We start from the raw sequence: 18554 nt of genomic DNA, 5'->3' as shown, positions 1-18554 counted from the left end.
ACCAAGTTTCGAACGTTCGTACGATAACCGAGGGCGCGCCACTCGTCCGCCATTCGGCCCGGCCCCACCTGCGCGGACGGCGAGCTCCCCGGACTGTGGGGGCATGACTTTCGCTGACGAGGTGAAGAACGCCGTCACCGCACGGGCCGCGCTGCTCGTCATCGGCGTGCTGGCTCTACAGCTGCTGTTCATCGCCTCCTACGTCGGCGCGCTGCACAGGCCCGACCCGACGGACGTCCCCTTCGGGGTCGTCGCCCCGCAGCAGGTGTCCGGGCAGCTCGTCACCCGGCTGGGCGACCTCCCCGGCGGCCCGCTCGATCCGCGCCCGGTCACCGACACGGCCGAGGCCCGCAGGCAGATCGAGAACCGGGACATCGACGGCGCCCTGATCGTCAGCCCCACCGGCGCCAAGGACACGGTGCTCGTCGCCTCCGGCGGCGGCACGGTCCTGGCCACCTCCCTGGTCAGGATCGTCACGGAGGTGGAGGCGGGCCGGCAGCGCACGGTGCGGGCCGTGGACGTGGCCCCGGCCTCGCCGGACGACTTCGACGGGCTCTCGTCGTTCTACCTGGTCGTGGGCTGGTGCGTGGGCGGCTACCTCTGCGCCTCGATCCTGGCGATCAGCGCGGGCACCAAACCCGCCAACCGGCAGCGCGCGATGATCCGTACCGGGGTCATGGCGCTGTACTCGATCGCGGGCGGGATCGGCGGCGCGGTCATCATCGGGCCGATCCTCGGCGCACTGCCGGGCAGCGTGTGGGGACTGGCCGGGCTGGGCGCCCTGGTCGTCTTCGCGGTCGGCATGATCACACTCGCCCTGGAGGCGCTCACCGGCATCGTCGGCATCGGTCTCGCCGTCCTGCTGATCGTGATCGCCGGCAATCCGAGCGCGGGGGGCGCCTTCCCGCTGCCGATGCTGCCGGACTTCTGGCGCGCGATCGGCCCCGCCCTCCCGCCCGGTGCGGGAACCTGGGTGGCGCGCTCGATCGCGTACTTCCACGGCAACGCGGTCACCGGCCCCTTGCTGGTGCTCTCCGCGTGGGCGGTCGCCGGCACGGCTCTGACACTGCTCCTGTCGATGCGCCACCGGAAGCCGGACGGAGCCCGCGAAGCCGCGGCCGGGGGCGGGTCCGGCGTCACCTGAGGGCCGGGCGCGAGGGGCAGCACGGCCCACGGGGACGCCGCCGCCCCACCGGTGTCAGCCGCAGATCCGGTGGAATCGCGCACCCAGCACGTCCGCAGATCCGGTGGGGTTACGCACCCAGCACGTCCGCAGAACCGGTGGAATTACGCACCAGCGCGTCGACCGGCACCGCTTGCCGCCTCATGACCTCCTCATCCTTCACACACCGGACACGCCGGACCGGCGGACTTCGCTGTGCATGACTCACGAAAAGGCCATAAACAGCGCGTGCGCGCCCACGTGGGGTTGGTTACAGGTGCTACGCCTCCGGAGTTCAGGACGTGGGCCACTCGATAGAGTGATCGCTTCTGCAACCGGTGAAACCAGCAAGGGGGACCCATGTCGTTCGAGCAAGAGTGGGCGCAGCGTAAGGACGAGGTGGCCGAGCGCCACTCGACGCAGATGCGGCTGAACCAGCTCCCGGGCGACCAAGGGCCCACGGGACAGCCGCCCTTGCTGGGCAGCAGCCAGTCGCCGGACCTGGCGACCGCGCCCGCCAAGAAGAAGAAGGCGGCGAACAGCATCGAGAAGAACATCGAGCCCGGCACCAGGACCGCCGCCAACGCCGCCGATGAAGGCGTACGCGGCGCCATCACCGAGTTCAAGGGCTGGGAAACGGCCTCCGGACTCAAGAAGGCCCACGAGCAATGGGACACGCAGGTCAAGCGGCTGATGGGGCGCCTGAGCCGGGAGAAGTCGGCTCTGCGCAACACGGCGATCATGTTCAGCAACAACGACCTGGAGACCGAGGCCGGATTCGCCCCGGTGAAGTCCAAGGTGTCGGGTATCTAGGGGGAGCCGGTGCCGACGTACGAAGAGATCACGCAGATAAAGCTGTCCGCGCTCACCACGGCGGCGGACGGCTGGAAGACGATGGCGGGCAAGTTCAAGACGCTCGAGGACCTGTACGAGGACGACGTCCAGAGCATCTCCAAGGGGCAGCTCTGGACGGGTGAGAGCGCCTCCGTCTCCTCCACGAACTTCGCCCTGACGCGCAGTGAGTACGACGCCGCGCAGAAAGAGGCGAAAGCCATGGAGTCGCTGCTCCGCGATGCCCATGGCCAGCTCACCGAGCTGATCGGCCGGGTCAAGTCCGCTGTGGCGGAGGCCGAGAAGGCGGGGATGAAGGTCTCGGCCCAGGGCGTCGCGAACTATGACTTCAGCAAGGTCGACGCGAAGACGAAGTACAGCATCCAGCACGACCCGGACCTTCCGAACGTGGAGCACTCCTACACCCAGAAGATCGCCGACGCGGTCAAGGTCGTGACCGAATACGACCACGACATCAAGGTGGCCCTGCTGCAGGCGTCGGGGGCCGACAAGTCGGGGCTCTTCGGATTCAACGCGAAGCCGATCAACGATGTCGAGGCCGTCGAGGCGCTCAACCTCACGGAGAAGGTCCGTTCCGGTAAGGCTTCCGAGAAGGAGCTGCAGCACTACCGGGACATCATGAAGCAGAACTCCGAGGACAAGCACTTCGGCGAGGCCTATATCGACGGCCTCGGCGCGAAAGGCACCTTGGACCTGGCCGACAAGATGGAGCTGGCGGCCAACGAACGAGGCGTGTCGAAGGAAGACAAGAAGCTCTACGACTCGATCAACACCAGCCTGGCCAACACCGTGGCCTCGGGCACGAAGGATCCGACCAGCTACGCGTACAAGCCCTTCGTCGAGGGGCTCAAGGACGCCGGTACGGACAACATCGGTGACAACCTGCGGCCGGTGAACGGCTACCAGACCGCGGTCACCCTCATGCAGCACGGCAACGGGTACGGGAAGCAGTTCCTCAACGACGTCGCGAACGACATCATCGACGCCGAGAAGAAGAACCCGAACGTCTGGCTGCACCACGTCGACGCCAGCCGCCCCACCCTGGCGAACGACCCGCTGGACGGCATCCTCGGCATCATGGGCAAGGACCCGGGCGCGGCCACCTACTTCCTCGACCCGGAGGCCCCGGGCAACAAGAACGAGCACCTCAAGTACCTGCTGACGGACCGCAAGGAATGGCCCGACGAGTACTTCTCCGGACCCGGCGCGGTCATGGACGTCGAGGACACCGACAAGGCCACGGGACTGGGAGCGGCCATCCAGGCGGCCGCCACCGGGCACGAACCGGGAGAGAAGCTGGGCGAGGCGGGTCCGCACACCGAGGGCCAGGCCCGCGTCATGCACAACACCATCCGCTACCTGGACAGCGAGATGGGCGGGGACGAGTTCCCCGAGGACCTGAAGAACCTGCAGCAGCCGATGGCCAAGGCCATGGCGGACTATGTCTCCGACACCCACATCATCCTCGGCGGTCAGGAATCGGACTACGGCGGTGTCGACGGCAACGATTCCGTCCACGGGTCCGGCGACAAGGCACACATCGCCGTGGGCCAGGGGAGCCTCATCCGTGTCATGCGGGGCATCTCGGACGATGCGCCGTCCTATTCACTGCTGTACGAGGCGGAGCGGGCCTATTCGGCCGAGGTGCTTGCCGATGCGCCGGAGTTCCACGGCGACAGCACGCACGGAGCCAGTTCGGACTGGAACCACCGTAACCAGCAGATCGGCACGGCGATGGGTGCCATCAATGGAATCGGCGCCGATGTCTACAAGGACAAGGAGGATGACAGGGTCGAATGGGCGGAGGACACCGCCGAGTATTCAGCCATCGGGGCCAATGGGCTCATAGGCGAAATTCCGGTAGTGAGCACCGCGGGTGGTGCGTTGATCGATTCGCTCAAATACGACTGGACCAAGGATGTCGTCGAGGAAGCCGAGCAGCAGGGCAAGCAGGATTCCAGTGAAAACTACGGCAAGGGTATGGAGGGAACCAATCGCCTCATCGATGAATGGGGCGCAAAGAGGGGAATCACGGGTGATGGGCCGTTCAACGAGGCGAAGGATGACGCGAGTGCTGGTTACAGCATCGGAAGGGGCGCCGCTGCGGCGCACCTGCACTCCTGAGGGCCGGACCCCGGTCCGGACCAGGAGGCGCTTGGCTCTCACCGCTGTAGCCCTTCTCTGGCTCGCCACATCCGCGTGCACGACAGATGGCAAGGCGGCACCCGAGAAGGAGTTCTGTGACGTACCCACTTCCTCCGCCGAAGGAAAGCTGGTGCGCGATCAGCTGAAGGCACAGAATCTCAGGTCCACCGTCTTCGCGGAGACCTCGGACCTGGTCGAGGGCATGCAGGAACGACTGGAAGAGGACCTGAGCGAACCGACACTGCCTCAGGCCACCTGTTCGTACGCTCCGCGAGACACCGCCGGCACCAAGACACTGCGTATCGAGTTCTCATGGGTTCCGCGGAACGTCGAGGCGGGCCACGGGAACAAGCTTCCGGGCCCGCTCAGCCACTACAACGTGAACGGCGCCGTGGGGGAAGCCAACGACATCAGCTCCCACCTCAGGGTCGAGTGCGTGCTACCAGGCGCTGACAAGAAGACGTCGAAGCAGATACTGCTCCAGGGGGAAGCCTCCAACACCCTGCTCATGGGGACCGAAGTCCAGCAGAAGACGATCGACCAGCAGGTCACCTTCCTCTACCTCATGACCCGCAGAGCCACCGAGGCCCTCGGCTGCGAGAACGACCCGCTGGCGAAAGAGCCCGTCGTCAAGGCGTCGGCCGCGCCCGCCGTGTGACAGCAGGGAAGCCCGCCCGCACCTGGCGCCGGGGAGGGCGGGCTCCCGCTCGGCCCGCTCGCGCGGGCGAACCGGTATGGCGGGCCGCCGGCACCGCCACTCGATGAGTGCCCGGCCGTTCACCCCCGGTACTGTCTGCTCGTTCGAAAACGGTCCCTGACAGGGACCGCAGGCGGGAGGGGCGTCATGAGTGGCACGGAATCGGTCGACAGCGGGTGGAAGCTGAGCAGCGAAGAGGGCGGGAGACTCGCGGGCCGGTGGTGGCAGTGGGCCCTGGCCGCACCCGAGGGCCGCAGCCCGGTCGAGGACACGACGGGCGAGCACGCCGCCTGGAACCAGCCGGACGACCTCTGGTTCCTGGCCGGCACCTACGGCGGCCGGGTGGTACGCCGCTGCGCCGCCCCCTCGGACCGGCCGATCTTCTTCCCGGTGCTCAACATGCAGCACCCCAGGTCGTATGCGAGGGTGCCCCAGTCCCTGAAGGTGGCGGAGGCCACGGCCTCGCTCAACGGCATACCGCTGCCACTGCAGGAGTTCACCGCGCCGTTCAGGACGGGCCTGATCCAGCGTTACGCGTGGGGTATCTGGGGTGGCATGGCGCCGTTGCTCCCGGGCCAGTACGTACTGGAGATCAAGGCGAGGGCCCTGAACGGCTTCTGGGTCGACACCACGTACCACCTGGAGTCGAAGGCATAGCGGTTCGGGGGCGGCGGCCGGGCGGGGCGGACCCGTCCGGCCGCTCCGGCCTTCACCCCCGAGCCGGATCCCCGCTGATCACCGCCTGACGCATGACCGAATTTTCGGCGTCCAACTGACGAAGACCCCTAGGCATGGCAGGTACATGACGCCATTCTGGAGCGGCCTCGTGAGAGCCCCGCGAGGAGCACGGCCGTACAACCCCCACCCATTCCACGGAGGTTGCTCATGCGTCGCCGATTCACCGTTCCGTTCGCCGCAGTCGCCCTGTCGGTCCCGCTCGCCCTTCTGCCGGCCGTCTCCGCTTCGGCTGCCCCGTCGGACAAGCCGCAGGTCCTCAGCTCCTGGACGCAGACGAGCGTCTCCAGCTACAACGCCTGGAACGCCGCCCGCAACAACCAGGGCGCCTGGGCCGCGTACGGCTTCGACTGGTCGACGGACTACTGCAGCACCTCCCCCGACAACCCGTTCGGCTTCCCCTTCCAGACGGCCTGCGCCCGCCACGACTTCGGTTACCGCAACTACAAGGCCGCCGGCACGTTCTCCGCGAACAAGTCCCGGATCGACTCCGCGTTCTACTCGGACCTGAAACGTGTGTGCGCCGCCTACTCCGGCGCCAAGCTGACGTCGTGCAACAGCACGGCCTGGACGTACTACCACGCCGTGGACATCTTCGGCGTCGCCCCGGCCAAGGCGAGCTCCGCCGGACTGGCCCGAGCAGCCTGACAGCCACCTGCCCGCCGGGCCCGGGGTTCCATGCCGCCCTGGGCCTGCGGGCGGGCCGTGGACGATCACGCGGGAGGGCCGGCGGAGAACCGACTGCCGGTGAGAGCTGCCGGTGACGGCTGCCGGTCCTGCCCCCGTGAACGATGCCGCGAACCACACGTGGCTCGACGAGCGGTACGACGGTCTGCTCGCGACCTGCCGCCCCACCCGCACGCAGGGGCTCGCTCCCGGGGACGGCCCGTGGCCTCGCCGCGGGAGTGGCCTTCGAGATCCGCTGCCGGGCAGCGTGAGCCGTGGATGCCGACGGCACACCGGCCAGGTGTGTGAGTCCGCGCGGATCGGCCGGCCACGCCCGGATGCACACCTTGCACCGGGCGCACCCACACCTGACAAACGTCATCTCTTCCTGTGAGCAGGGTCGTTCGGAGGAAGGACGGATGGCCGGCGGGACGCGCGGAGGATGGGGGCGTCCGCCACAGACACCTGATGAGACGGGATCCACCCATGTGCAACACCCGACCGAGCCCTCGACCCCACCGCCGGAGAGCGCGTCTGGCCGCCGTGGCGTCGGCGGCCCTGTTGTCGCTCGTGGTCGGTGCGTTTCCGGTTGGGGCCGCCGCCCCGCTGCCGGCCGGGGCCACCGTGTCCGCCGCCTCGGCCACGACCGACCTCGACCGGAGGGCGCTGCGGGCCTCCCTCGATGCGTTCCACCAGGCGGGGATGTACGGGGCGTATTCATCGGTCAGGGACGGCTCCGAGCAGTGGCGCGGAGCGGCAGGCGTTGCCGACATGAGCACCGGACGGCCGATGCGCCCGGACTACGAACACCGGATAGGGAGTATCACCAAGACCTTCACGTCGGTGGCCGTCCTGCAGCAGGTGGCCGACGGCCGCATCGACCTGGACGCCCCGATCGGCGACTACCTCCCGGAGCTGGTACCGGGCGAGCGGGGCCGGGAGGTGACGGTGCGGATGCTGCTCAACCACACGAGCGGCATCGCGGACTACATACTGCCGGCCTTCCCCGAGCTGGTGACGGACCCGGGACAGGCCCTGGACGCGGGCCGGTTCCGCAGGCGGGCCCCCGAGGAGCTGGTCCGCCTCGGCCTGGCCGCCGAGCCGCCGGCGCCGCGTGGCACGCACTCGTACGCGAACACCAACTACGTCCTCGCCGGGCTGCTGCTGGAGAAGGTCACGGGCCAGGATCCGGAGTCGTACATCACCCGGAACGTCATCCGCAAGGCCGGACTGCGGCACACGTACTTCCCGCGCTCCGCCCGCATATCGGGACCGCACGCCAAGATGTACGAGTCCTTCTACGGAACCATCGACCCGGCACGCGACTACAGCGTCTACGACATGTCCTGGGCCGGGACGGCCGGTGCGATGGTCTCCACGATGCACGACCTCAACGACTTCTACCGCCGGCTCCTGAGCGGGAAGCTGCTCGGCGCGGCGGAGCTGCGGGAGATGAAGACGACGGTTCCCGCCTACGAGCCGGCTCCTGGACAGGAGGTGGCGATGCGGTACGGCCTCGGCCTGTACACGCTCAAGATGCCCAGCGGCGGCTGGTACTGGGGCCACGACGGTGGGGTGTTCGGGGCGGGGACCTGGGCGCTGTCCACGGAGGACGGGCGTCGCCAGGCCGCGATCGGCTACAACCTGATGAAGTACGAGCGGTTCGGCGATGACGGCAAGCCGTTGCCGGACCCGATCGGCGACGCACTGTTCGGATACATGGACGGAGCGCTGAGCGGCGTCCCCGCCGGGCGGGCTCCCGGCGCATCGCCGGTGCCTCAGCGCCTGCTCACCCCCGAGCAGCTGCGGTGAGGACGTCCCTCCGAAGACGGAAGCGCGGTCGTACGGCCCGCGGTCGTACGGCCCGCGGTCGTACGGCCCGCGGTCGGCCGGCCCGCGGTCGTACGGCCCCTTTCAAGGGCCCCTGACCGCTGGGACGTGCGCACGCGCCGGCCGCCGTCCGGCAGTCACGCACTCCGGGCTGCGTTCCACGCACGGCAGTGCGCCCGCTCCCCGACGTGGGGAGCGGGCGCGCCGGGTCACCGGACCGCAGGTGGAGCCGGAGGGCTAGCCGATCTCGGCGCCGAATGCCGCCAGCGCCTCGGGCACCGGCTGGAAGAACGTCTCGCCGCCGGCGGAGCAGTCGCCGCTGCCGCCCGAGGTCAGGCCGATCGCGGTGTCCCCGGAGAAGAGGGAGCCGCCGCTGTCACCCGGCTCGGCGCAGACCGTCGTCTGGATGAGGCCGTTGACGATGTCGCCGTTGCCGTAGTTGACCGTGGCGTCCAGGGCGGTGACCTCGCCGTCGTGGACCTGGGTCGTGGAGCCGCTGCGGGTCACCGACATGCCGACGGTCGCCTCACCCGCCTTGGTGATCGGCTGCGTGGAGCCGTTGTAGAGGTCGACCTCGCTGGGGTGCGCCACGTCGGAGGTGTACTTGACCAGGCCGTAGTCGTTGTCCGGGAAGCTGGATCCCTCGTTGGCCCCGATCTCCGCGCCGCCCTGGGCGTCGGACCAGCTGGTGATCGACTCGGTGCAGTGGCCGGCGGTCAGGAAGTACGGTGCGCCGTCCTTGACCACGTTGAAGCCGAGCGAGCAGCGGCCACCATTGCCCCAGATCGCGTCGCCTCCCGCGATGAGCGGCTTGAACTCCCCTGCCGACCGGTTCAGTTCAGCCTTGGAGCCGAGCCCTGCGACCACCTTGCCGAGCTTGTCCCAGGACGCGCCGTCGACCGTACGGTCCGCTGTGACGACCACCTTGTTGCTGACCGGGTCGACGGCCCAGGAGGTGCCCGGGATGGTCGCCTTGTCGGTGAGGGTCTGCCGGGCGGACGTCAGCTCGGCGAGCGTGTGCTGCACGATTCTGGCTTTGCCGCCTGCCTGGCGGACCTGCTCGGCCGCCGCCTCGTCGAGCACGTTCACGACGAGGCTCTTCGCGTCGGCGTCGTAATAGGCGCCGGCCGCGTCACCGCCCAGGGTCCGGTCCAGGGTGGTGGCGAGATTTCCGGCCGCGCTCGCCGTCAGGGTCCGCACGGTGAACCGGGGTACGTCGTCACTGGCGTTCGCAGTCTGGAAGGTCACTCCTGCTGCGACCAGGGCGACGACGGCCGATCCGGCCATGGCCGCGCGCTTCCTGGATATGCGTCGGTGCTTCAACTTCGACCTCCTGTGGGGCCGTGTGCCGGACAAGTGGGGTGCCCGGGAACACGGAGGATGGGGCGCCCACTATTCCGAGACGGCCGATAGCACACAAGGTCGACTTCGAGACGCACACATGACACCGACGCTTCACGCCCCACGCGTTCACAAGCGGGTGTCGGACCATGTCGATTCCATGTGCGAACACCCGGTGCGACCGGAGATCGGCAACCGGTGAGGACTGGACCTGTCCTGAAAGCGCGCCACGAGTCCGGATGGCGCGGGCCGGTCTCCTGAAGCCGGACGCCCCCGACACCACCGGACGCCCCCTGAACGCTTCGAACACCCCCGGTTCCCGGCCACGCGGAGTGCCGCAATCGCCGTGGATAGGTCATCATCGAACAGGCAATGCACGCCGGGCAGTTGACGCCCGGACCGGGCGGGGCGACCGAGCGGAGGCGGCGGGTGCGCAGTCGGGTGCGCGTGGCGGACGGGCGGCATCTGATGGTCGAGCGGCAGGGGGATCCGCGCGGCAGACCGGTCTTCCTCCTGCACGGGACCCCTGGCAGCCGGCTCGGCCCGGCCCCGCGCGGCATGGTGCTCTACCAGCGCAAGACGCAGCTCATCGCCTACGACCGCCCGGGGTACGGCGGATCGGACCGGCTGGCCGGCCGCCGGGTGGTCGATGTCGCCGAGGACGTACGGGCGATCGCCGACTCGCTGGGCCTGGACAGGTTCGCCGTGGTGGGCCGCTCCGGCGGCGCCCCGCACGCCCTGGCCTGCGCCGCCCTGATGCCCGAACGGGTCACCCGCACCGCGGCTCTGGTCGGCCTGGCCCCCTGGGGCGCGGCCGGGCTCGACTGGTTCGACGGGATGGCGGCGTCGAACGTGCTCGCCTACTCCACCGCGGCCGCGGATCCGGACGGTCTGGCGGAGTCCTTCATCAGCCGGTCGGCGGAGATCCGGCAGGATCCCGTCCGGCTCCTGGACGACCTGCGCCGGGAGCTGACCGACTCCGACCGGGTCGTGGTCAACGACGCGGGGATCCGCACGATGCTGCTCGCCAACTACCGTGAGGGACTGAGGCATTCGGCGTACGGCTGGATCGACGACGCGATCGCGTTCGCCCGGCCGTGGGGTTTCGACCCGGCGGACATCACCGGGCCCGTGATGCTGTGGCACGGTGAGAAGGACGTGTTCTCACCGGTCGGCCACTCCCGCTGGCTGGCCGGGCAGATCCCGGGAGCCACGACGGTGCTCGAACCGGCGGCGGCGCATTTCGACGCGCTGTCGGTGCTCCCGGAGGTGCTCAACTGGCTGCTGGACGACCGGGAGAAGACCACCTGCTGACCGCGGTGCGGGCGGGCCGCCGGTGCGCCGTCGCACCGGCGGCCCGCCCTGCTCACACCGCCATCGGCTCCAGTTCGCGCTGGAAGCGCCGCTGGTCCCTGGCGATCCGGGTCAGCGGGTGCTCCTCCCCCAGCAGCCTGGCCAGCTCGTCACCCGCCTCCGCCCGCACCTGGCGTGCTTCCGCCTCCCGGCCCATCGCGTCGAGAGTGACCGCCATGTTCGACATCATGGCCAGCGTCTCGGGGTGGTACGCCCCGAGCGCGTTCCGGAGCTGCCCGGCCACCTCGCGCTCCGTGCGCAGGGCCAGATCCAGTTCGCCCCGTTCCGCCGTCGCACTGGCCAGGTTCATCACGCAGAACAGCGTGTTCGGGTGCTCCCGGCCGAAGACCCGCCGCATGGAGGCGACCACCCTGGTCAGCACCTTCTCCGATTCGTCCGGCGCCCCCGCCCCGGCCAGGTAGACGCCGAGGTTGTTCTGCGCGGCCAGGGTGTACGGATGCTGCTCCCCCGGCACCTTCATGTACTCGTCGACGACCTCCTGCGCGGTCTCCTTCGCCTCGACCGCCTCGCCGGCCGCGAAGAAGTCCGCCGCCATGTTGAGGTCGCACGCCAGCGAGTCCGGGTTGGCCGCCGTGTACTTGGCGCGGTACCTGGCCCGGGTGGCCGCCGTGAGCCGGCGTGCGTCCTCGTGCTGGCCTGCCCGCCGCAACGACACCGCCAGGCTCTTGGCCGCGCTCAGGGTGGTCGGGTAGGTGCGGCCGAGCGTCACCTTGAAACTCTCGTAGGTGCGGCTGAGCAGGGCCACGGAGTCGTCGTAGCGCCCGACCTCCCGCAGGTCGCGCGCCAGGTTCATGGCGGAGGACAGGCTGTGCGGGTGGTCGGCCCCGAGCACCTCGGTACGCCGGTCGTACACGTCCTGGTCGATCTCCCGGGCCCTCGCGTACTGCCCGACGCTGCGCAGGTTCAGTGCCAGGTTGTTGGCGGCCGCGAGTGTCCTGGGGTGCGATTCGTGGAAGATCTGGCTGAAGCCGTCGTTGGCCTCGGTCGCCAGCGCGATGGCCTGCTGATAGTCACCGAGCGTGCCGAGGTCGATGGCGAGGCTGCTGGTGGTCATGTAGGTGTGCGGGTGCTCGGGCCCCAGCACCTCCCGTTGCCGCTGGAGCGTCACCTCGTCGAGCTCCTTCGCCTCCACGTAACGCCCCCGCGAACGGAGGATGTTGGAGAGGTGGAAGCGGAGGTAGAGGTACTGCAGGTCCCGGTCCCCCAGGGTCTCCCGCCAGATGTCGCGCAGCTCGTTCCCGAGGGTCCCGGCGGTCCTGAAGTCACCGCGCTTCCACAGATAGCGCACGCGGTCGATCAGCAGCCTGCGGGTCTCGGGCTCCTTGCAGTTGCGCGCGTCGGACGGGCCGAGGTGCGGCCAGATCGTGGCGAAGCGCGGCCACGTCTCGGGGTTGTCGATCGGCTCGTCGTCGTCGGGGCGCGCCCCGGCCAGGATGCGGTGCACGACGTGCCGGGCGTCGCGCTGCTCCTCCTCGCTGAGCTGGGCCCGGATGACGGCCTGGACCAGCCGGTGGACCTGGATGGAGTTGGAGACCTGGTCGACCTTGGCCAGGGCGAAGCGGCCGATCTCCCGGATGACCCGGCCGAGCACGAGCTTCTCCTGGAGCGAGGAGTCGTACGGCTTGAGCGCCTCGATCATCTCCTTGCTGTAGAGGAGGTTCGCGGAGATCGGCTCCGGGGCGAAGAAGGCGCACAGCTGCAGGAGTCTCACCGCGGCGGGTGAGCGCTCCTTGAGGCGGGCGATGGAGATGTTCCAGGTCGCCGCGACGGGCTGCGGATAGCCGGCGGGCTGGTTGAGACCGAGGACCTGGGGCGCCTGCTGGGCGAGCTGTTCCAGGTACGTACCGATGGGAGTGGCCGTCTCCGCGATCCAGGCCGCCGCCTGTTCGACCGCGAGCGGCAGGTCGCCGACAGCCGTCGCCACCTGGGCGGCTTCGTCGGCGGTCAGTCCGGGGGCACGGCGCTGCAGGTGCTCGACGGACTCCTCGCGCAGGAAGACGTCGACGGGCAGCGCGTCGCCGTGCTGGGACCAGCTCTGGTTCCGGGAGGTGACGAGGATGTGCCCCGAGCCGCCCTGCGGGAAGTAGCGGCGCAGTTGCTCGGGGTCGTCCGCGTTGTCGAAGACGAGCAGCCAGCGGTCCGACGGCAGGCCGCGCCGCAGCATGTCGACGGCCTCCTTGGAGGCCGCGGCCATGTCGTCGCCGCCCTGGGCGCCGAGCCGGACGGCGAGTTCCGCCAGTCCTGCCACGACGTCGTCGGTCTGCTCGGAGGATATCCACCACACCAGGTCGTAGTCGGCCATGAAGCGGTGCACGTATTCGAGGGCCACCTGGGTCTTGCCGACGCCGCCGAGCCCGTACAGGGTCTGCGGCTGCGGCAGCACCACGGCCATGCCGCCACCGAGCTGGTCACGCATCCGCTCGAGCACCAGCGAGCGGCCGGTGAACCCGGGGTTGCGGGGAGGCGCGTTCCAGATCCGCGGCACGGTGCCGGGGAAGCGGGGACCCGGCGACGTGCCGTCGACGAGCTGTACGGGCCTGTCCAGGGCGCGCATGAGGGCCGTGGTCGCGTGCACCTCGTCCAGCCGGAAGAGATCGACGGGGTTGCGGTCGATGTACGGCCCGGACAGGCGTACGTCGCCCACCCGGAGGGCCAGCAGCTGACGCCTGCCACCGCCCGAGTCCTCGGCGGCCGCACGGTTCCACAGGTCCACCGCCCGCTGGGACTTCAGATAGGCGCTGGAGAGCAGGACCACCGTGCGGGCCGCCGTCTCGGCTGCGACGGCCGCCGGCTCCCGCGTGTCCCGTTCCGCGGAGACGTCACGCGGGACGACCCGGAAGCCCGCCCGGGTGAGGACCGATTCGATCCAGTCGGCCCACATGCGGTTCTCCGCCACATAGCTGAGGAAGAGATCGGCGGGCAGCGCGGGCCTGCGCCGGGTGAAGGCGTCCCGGATGCGCAGTCGTACCTCCTCGCCCACCGGGGGCATCGAGGTGATCTCCTGCTGGGTGACGACGGCCGTGAGGCGTTCGAAGGCGGACAGCAGTGAGTTGCTGAGTCCCGCCTCGTCACCGAAGGTGGCGAGGGTCTCCTCGTACGCGTAGTAGGGGCGGTAGGGGATCTCCACCGCTCCCCAGTACGCGGTGAGTTCGTCGCCGGACAGGTCACGGGGAAGCCGGTCGAACTTCAGCCGGGCCAGGGCGCGGCCTGCGTCGGCCTTCTCCTTCTCCCCCTCGTCGATGCGCATCGGGACGGGGAAGATGGAGATGGGGCGGCCGGTGTAGCGCTCGGCGATCTGCCGTGCAACGGAGGCCGCGCCGTCGATGGACTGGTCGCTGAGGGTGAAGCAGTCGACGAGCACGTCCGGGAGGTGGACGGTGCAGATGTCGGCGATGTCGCTGAGGCCGGTGCGGCTGTCGATGAGGACGTAGTCGTAACTGGCCTTCATGTCGTCGCGCAGGGCGTCGAAGAAGTGCCCGCCGCCGAGCCGGTCGTAGAAGTTGTCCCAGTCGAAGGTGGAGACCGTCGCGGAGTACTCGCGGTTCTGCCGGCCTGCGGAGACGAAGTCGAGTGTGCCGCCCTGCGGGAATTCCCAGCCGAGCGCCTCGGGGTTCAGGGACACCGCGTGCGGCTGGATGCGGGCGAAGTCGCGGTGCCAGTCGTCGGCGCGCTGGGCGGGGTTGGTGGCGGCCCAGGCGTACTCGGTGATCAGGTCGATCACGCCGGTGGTGGCGCCGAGGGTCGACGGGTCGAGGAAGGGGTGGAAGAAGCGGTGGAGCCCGGGTGCTTCCAGGTCCCAGTCGACGGCCAGCACCCGTTTGCCGTTGGCCGCGAGGATCCACGCGGTGTTGGCGAGGGCCATGGTGCGCCCCGTGCCGCCCTTGTACGAGTAGAAAGTGACGACGCGCCCGTCACGACCGGCAGTCATACGTCCTCCGCATCCGTCGCAGGGTCGTGCATGTCGGGTATGAACTGCGTGCTGCCGCCCATGGGGCCCATCAGTCGCGTCCGTTCACTGTGCCGGCCGCCCGCCGGGGGGTAGACCGTGGCATGCCGCAGATACTGCTGGGCGGCCACTTCGACCACTTGGGGAAGGAGTTGCCCGAACGCCTCCATGGTGGGGACCCCCTTGGCCGCGGCGCGGCAGAAGGCCCGCCCCTGCCGCATCTTGGCGGGCATCGTCCGCTCGAGTTTCTCGGTCAGTTCGGCCTCGGCTGCCCTGCTCTGGTGGTCCTCCCTGCCCCAGGGCACGACCAGGGTCACCCAGGGCCGGTTCTCCGCGTCGAACGCGGCGAGCCGGCGCCGCCGGTCCTCGTCCTGCAGTGCCCAGCGGTCCACGAGGAGTATCTCCGGCGTGCTGGGCGCCTGCTTCCCTTCCTGCTGTCCGGACTCCTCGTCGAAAGAGGTGATCACGGCCTGGTAGTTGAGGGAACGCACCAGCTCCTCGGCGACATAGGCCAGAGGTCTCGCGGCAGCCGGATAGTAGGGGTTCCAGTCCTGTGGGTGGTCGCCGTAGTAGTCGGCGTTCCGCCCCTCGGGCAGGTCGTGGCGGGTGGGGGCGGCGATGGTGATCTGCATCGGCCGCGGAGCGCCCACCCCACTGCTCGTCGATCCGAAGGCGCTGGGGGCGAGGCGGTAGTCGACCGGCCTCCCGGTGTCGATCTGCACGGTGTCGGCGACACTGACGATCCGCTTGGCCAGTTCGTAGACCGCCCGTTCGTACTCCTGGGCGAAGAGCCTGAGTTTGATCAGCCCGTAGAGCCCGTCACTGACGTAACGCTCACCGAAGTCGCGGTGATTGAACTGCAACCGCTCGGCCGAGCCCGGCAGCTGGCTGGGCGGGACCGGAACCCAGAGCGCCGGGACGATGGCCTCCGCCGGCTGGTTCGAGCGTGCCCTGTGATGAATGGCGCGCTGTTCGAACGCATACCACTCCTTGCCGCACATCTCGCTGGCGAAATAGCGGGGCGAGAACAGAGGGACGAAGACGCGGCAGGTGGCGAGCACTCCGCCCAGTCTTTCCGACCAGCCCTCGCCGGAGCGTATCTCCCGGTCCATGAATCCGGCGGACGCCCCGGCCGGAAGATCGGTCATGGCCATCACATGACCGCAGAGATCTTGGAATAGCCGTTCGACCCACATATCGGGGTCCGTCCCACCGCCGTACCCCGGTGTGTGCGCGTAACTCAGAAAGAAGTACGGCCGATGGTCCGCCGCTCGCTGCTGCGTCGATGCGTGCACACGACCCCCGTCCTGTGTGAGCACTCGCATCGAGAAGGGAGAAAGAATGCGAGCGAATTCATCATTACGGAGCGGACAGTGCTCCACCCCTCTATCGGCCGGTCATTCACCGTTACTTTTCGGTCATCCATCCCCACGCCCGCTCACCGCGGCCCCCGCGCGGAGACGATCTGCGGACGTTCTTCCCCAGATGTCCCTTCCGGTAGCTCGGCGATCTCCTTCTCGAGCCCGATGAGCACCCGTTTCCCGTCGACGGTCAGTTCGGCGGCGGATGCCATCGCGCCGAGCGCCTGCCGGACACCCGGCAGGAACCGCGCGTCGAAGAGTCCGATCCCTACCCGTTCGAAGGTCTCCGAAAGCAGCGTGGAGAAGGGGACGGGCTCCCGCCTCCAGGGCGACCGATGTTCCCAGGTCCCGTCCGACGCGTACAGGTCCGTGACGGCGACGACTGCCTGCCAGGTGCTACGCCTGAACGCCCGGAGCAGCCCGAGCGCCAGCTCCTCGTCGCTGTCCGCCCTCCCGATCCCCAGGGCGCCGTACCCGTGCCCGCCCGCGACGGCCGGAACCGGGAGGACCGGTGTCAACGTGGTCAGGGCTTCCGCCAGGTCGGCAGCCTGCTTCGGCACGCGTTCCAGCAGCAGCGCCCAGGCGCGGGTGACGCGTGCGTCGCAGTCCTGGACACCCTGCGGTGTGAGGCGCGGTGCCACGGGGACACCGAAGCAGTCGCGGTACGGGTCGAGGTCGTCGAGCACGAACACGGGGGCACCGCCTCCGCCCACCGTGCGCAGAGGCAGCCATGCGGCGCTCTCCTCGGCGTCACGCGCGATGCGCAGCTCGCCACCACCTCCCCCGCGACGCACCACGAGTCCGCCCTCGGTGGCCCGCACCCGTACGGTGCCCCGCTCCGCAGGGCCACCGACCCGCAGCTCCCCGAGCGTGGGGAGGAAGACCCTGCCGTCCCGGAACTCCAGGGGCACCGTCAGGTCGAGCCCGGCTCGCACGGACGCCGCCACCACCGTGGCGGCGAGTCGCTGCGCGGTCCCGTCGGCGGACCGCGGTCCGGTACGTTCCGCCGCGCGTGACGCGTCGAGGAGCCAGCTGCGGGCGTAGGGGTGGGTCAGCACCTCGTCCAGGGCGCCGGCGCCCTCCTCCGTCCGCTCGGTCGCCGCGACCAGCGCCCAGGCGTCGTCCCAGCGCTCCCGCCCCCGCCCTCCGAGCTCGGCGTGAAGGGCCGCCAGCATGGTCAGGTTGAGATTCCGCTCGGCCTCGACCAGCTCCGCGGTCCCCGCGACGGCCGGGGAGCCGGACCGCACGGCCGTGCGCTCCTCGATGCCCTTCACCAGCGCCTCGAGGTCGGCGCAGTACACCGACGGGTTGTCGAAGCCGTTCGACGCGCGGTAGCGGTGCGTGTAGAGCCCGCCGCCGCACGAACGTACGACGGGGCACGTACGGCAGGTCTCGCTGACTCCGGCGAGACCGAGTTGCCGTGACCTGACCCCGGGGTGGGCGGCGACCTCGTCGAAGGCGTGGTGGAACACGTCGAACCCGGTGGCCGCCGCGCCTTCGTAGGCGCTCTTGAGCGAGTCCACCTGCTCGAGGGAGCCGTCCGTCTCGACGACGACCAGATCGGTGGGGGCCAGCCCGAGGGACTCGGTGAGGCTGGGGCCCCCGCTCAGGGTGGAGAGCACGGACGAGAAGAGCCTCACCGGCAGCCGTCGCCCTCCTTCCGTCCAGCGGTCGAAGACCTCGAGGAGCCAGCTCGCGTAGGCGGTGGCCGACCCGTCCGGCCTCGGCGGCGGCTCTTCCCATGTGGCGTGGGGCAGCAGGAAGTCGACCTGAGGAGGGTCGAGTTCGGCGAGTGCGTCGAACACGGCGACCGGATCGTTGCGGACGTCGATCGTGCACAGGAGGCCGAGATCCAGGTGCCGGTAGCGTTCCTGGCGCAGCAGCTCCACCGCTCGCAGGACCAGGGGGTGGCTGGTGCGCCCGTTGGCGAAGAGGCGGTGCCGGTCGTTGGCCGCGCGGTCACCGTCGAGCGAGATGCCGACCTTCACGTCGAACTCGTCGAAGAGGTCCAGGTACCGGGGGCTGAGCTGGACGCCGTTGGTGTGGATCCTGAGGTCCAGCTCAGCGATACCGCGCAAGGCCGACGTGAGCTCCTCGCAGACACGGCGCAGACGCGCGGTCCCGGCCAGGAGCGGCTCGCCTCCGTGCAGGATCACTGCCACCGAATCGAGCGCATGCCGTTCGGCATGCTCGGCCAATCGTCGAGCTGTCCATGAAATGGCTTCGTCAGAGATGGACTTAGGTCGGGTACGCCAACTCTGATCTGCGTGTTCATAGATATAGCAATGGTCGCAGGCAAGATCACATCGACTGTGCACCTTGAGCACGATCTCGCGAAAGGGGACCAGGGGTCCTGTCATTCCCCCAGTCTAGCCGCGCCTGTCAGCCCATCGGCCTGACCACGCCCGCCAATTGTCCCCCCGTCCAGCAGTGTCGCCCCCCGCC

12 protein-coding genes are annotated in these 18554 nt (G+C 69.4%); 8 read left to right on the top strand and 4 right to left on the bottom strand.

Features of this window, described 5'->3' with window-relative positions; genetic code table 11:
- The first annotated feature begins 103 nt into the window (after positions 1–103).
- From QFZ58_RS28695 to QFZ58_RS28665, 7 genes are all read left to right on the top strand, one after another.
- The gene (locus QFZ58_RS28695; RefSeq protein ID WP_307127794.1) at positions 104–1144 is read left to right on the top strand and encodes a DUF3533 domain-containing protein; all 1041 of its coding nucleotides are present in this window, start codon (positions 104–106) and stop codon (positions 1142–1144) included.
- 378 nt (positions 1145–1522) lie between these two features.
- Positions 1523–1975: a hypothetical protein gene (locus QFZ58_RS28690; RefSeq protein ID WP_307127793.1), complete on the top strand. Its 453-nt coding sequence runs from the start codon at positions 1523–1525 to the stop codon at positions 1973–1975.
- Between the two features lie 9 nt (positions 1976–1984).
- Positions 1985–4138, top strand: coding sequence for a DUF6571 family protein (locus tag QFZ58_RS28685; RefSeq protein WP_307127792.1), 2154 nt, complete (start codon positions 1985–1987; stop codon positions 4136–4138).
- 31 nt (positions 4139–4169) lie between these two features.
- Positions 4170–4817 (top strand): hypothetical protein, encoded by a 648-nt coding sequence (locus QFZ58_RS28680; RefSeq protein WP_307127791.1) that lies wholly within the window; start codon positions 4170–4172, stop codon positions 4815–4817.
- A gap of 186 nt (positions 4818–5003) precedes the next feature.
- Positions 5004–5513: a hypothetical protein gene (locus QFZ58_RS28675; protein ID WP_307127790.1), complete on the top strand. Its 510-nt coding sequence runs from the start codon at positions 5004–5006 to the stop codon at positions 5511–5513.
- 228 nt (positions 5514–5741) lie between these two features.
- Positions 5742–6239, top strand: coding sequence for a phospholipase (locus QFZ58_RS28670; protein ID WP_307127789.1), 498 nt, complete (start codon positions 5742–5744; stop codon positions 6237–6239).
- Positions 6240–6743: 504 nt separating this feature from the next.
- Positions 6744–8069, top strand: coding sequence for a serine hydrolase (locus QFZ58_RS28665; RefSeq protein ID WP_307127788.1), 1326 nt, complete (start codon positions 6744–6746; stop codon positions 8067–8069).
- A gap of 255 nt (positions 8070–8324) precedes the next feature.
- On the opposite strand, the gene QFZ58_RS28660 is transcribed toward QFZ58_RS28665, so the two are convergent.
- Positions 8325–9410: a S1 family peptidase gene (locus tag QFZ58_RS28660; RefSeq protein ID WP_307127787.1), complete on the bottom strand. Its 1086-nt coding sequence runs from the start codon at positions 9408–9410 to the stop codon at positions 8325–8327.
- A gap of 447 nt (positions 9411–9857) precedes the next feature.
- Between QFZ58_RS28660 and QFZ58_RS28655 the strand changes: the two genes are divergently transcribed.
- On the top strand, positions 9858–10742 hold the full coding sequence (locus QFZ58_RS28655) for an alpha/beta fold hydrolase (RefSeq protein WP_307127786.1): 885 nt from the start codon (positions 9858–9860) through the stop codon (positions 10740–10742).
- Positions 10743–10794: 52 nt separating this feature from the next.
- On the opposite strand, the gene fxsT is transcribed toward QFZ58_RS28655, so the two are convergent.
- The 3 genes from fxsT to fxsB form a co-directional block, all read right to left on the bottom strand.
- Positions 10795–14730, bottom strand: a complete 3936-nt coding sequence (gene fxsT / locus QFZ58_RS28650) for an FxSxx-COOH system tetratricopeptide repeat protein (protein ID WP_307127785.1) — start codon at positions 14728–14730, stop codon at positions 10795–10797.
- Positions 14727–16073 (bottom strand): FxsC protein, encoded by a 1347-nt coding sequence (fsxC, locus tag QFZ58_RS28645; protein ID WP_307127784.1) that lies wholly within the window; start codon positions 16071–16073, stop codon positions 14727–14729. Before fsxC ends, fxsT begins: the two co-directional genes overlap by 4 nt.
- 113 nt (positions 16074–16186) lie before the next feature.
- Positions 16187–18469 carry a radical SAM/SPASM protein FxsB, inactivated metallohydrolase extension form gene (fxsB, locus tag QFZ58_RS28640; RefSeq protein WP_307127783.1) on the bottom strand — a complete coding sequence of 761 codons (2283 nt, stop codon included), beginning with the start codon at positions 18467–18469 and terminating at the stop codon, positions 16187–16189.
- Between the last annotated feature and the right edge of the window lie 85 nt (positions 18470–18554).

The organism is Streptomyces sp. B1I3, from assembly GCF_030816615.1.
Lineage (GTDB): Bacteria > Actinomycetota > Actinomycetes > Streptomycetales > Streptomycetaceae > Streptomyces.
This window is presented reverse-complemented; position numbering and strand designations above follow the sequence as displayed.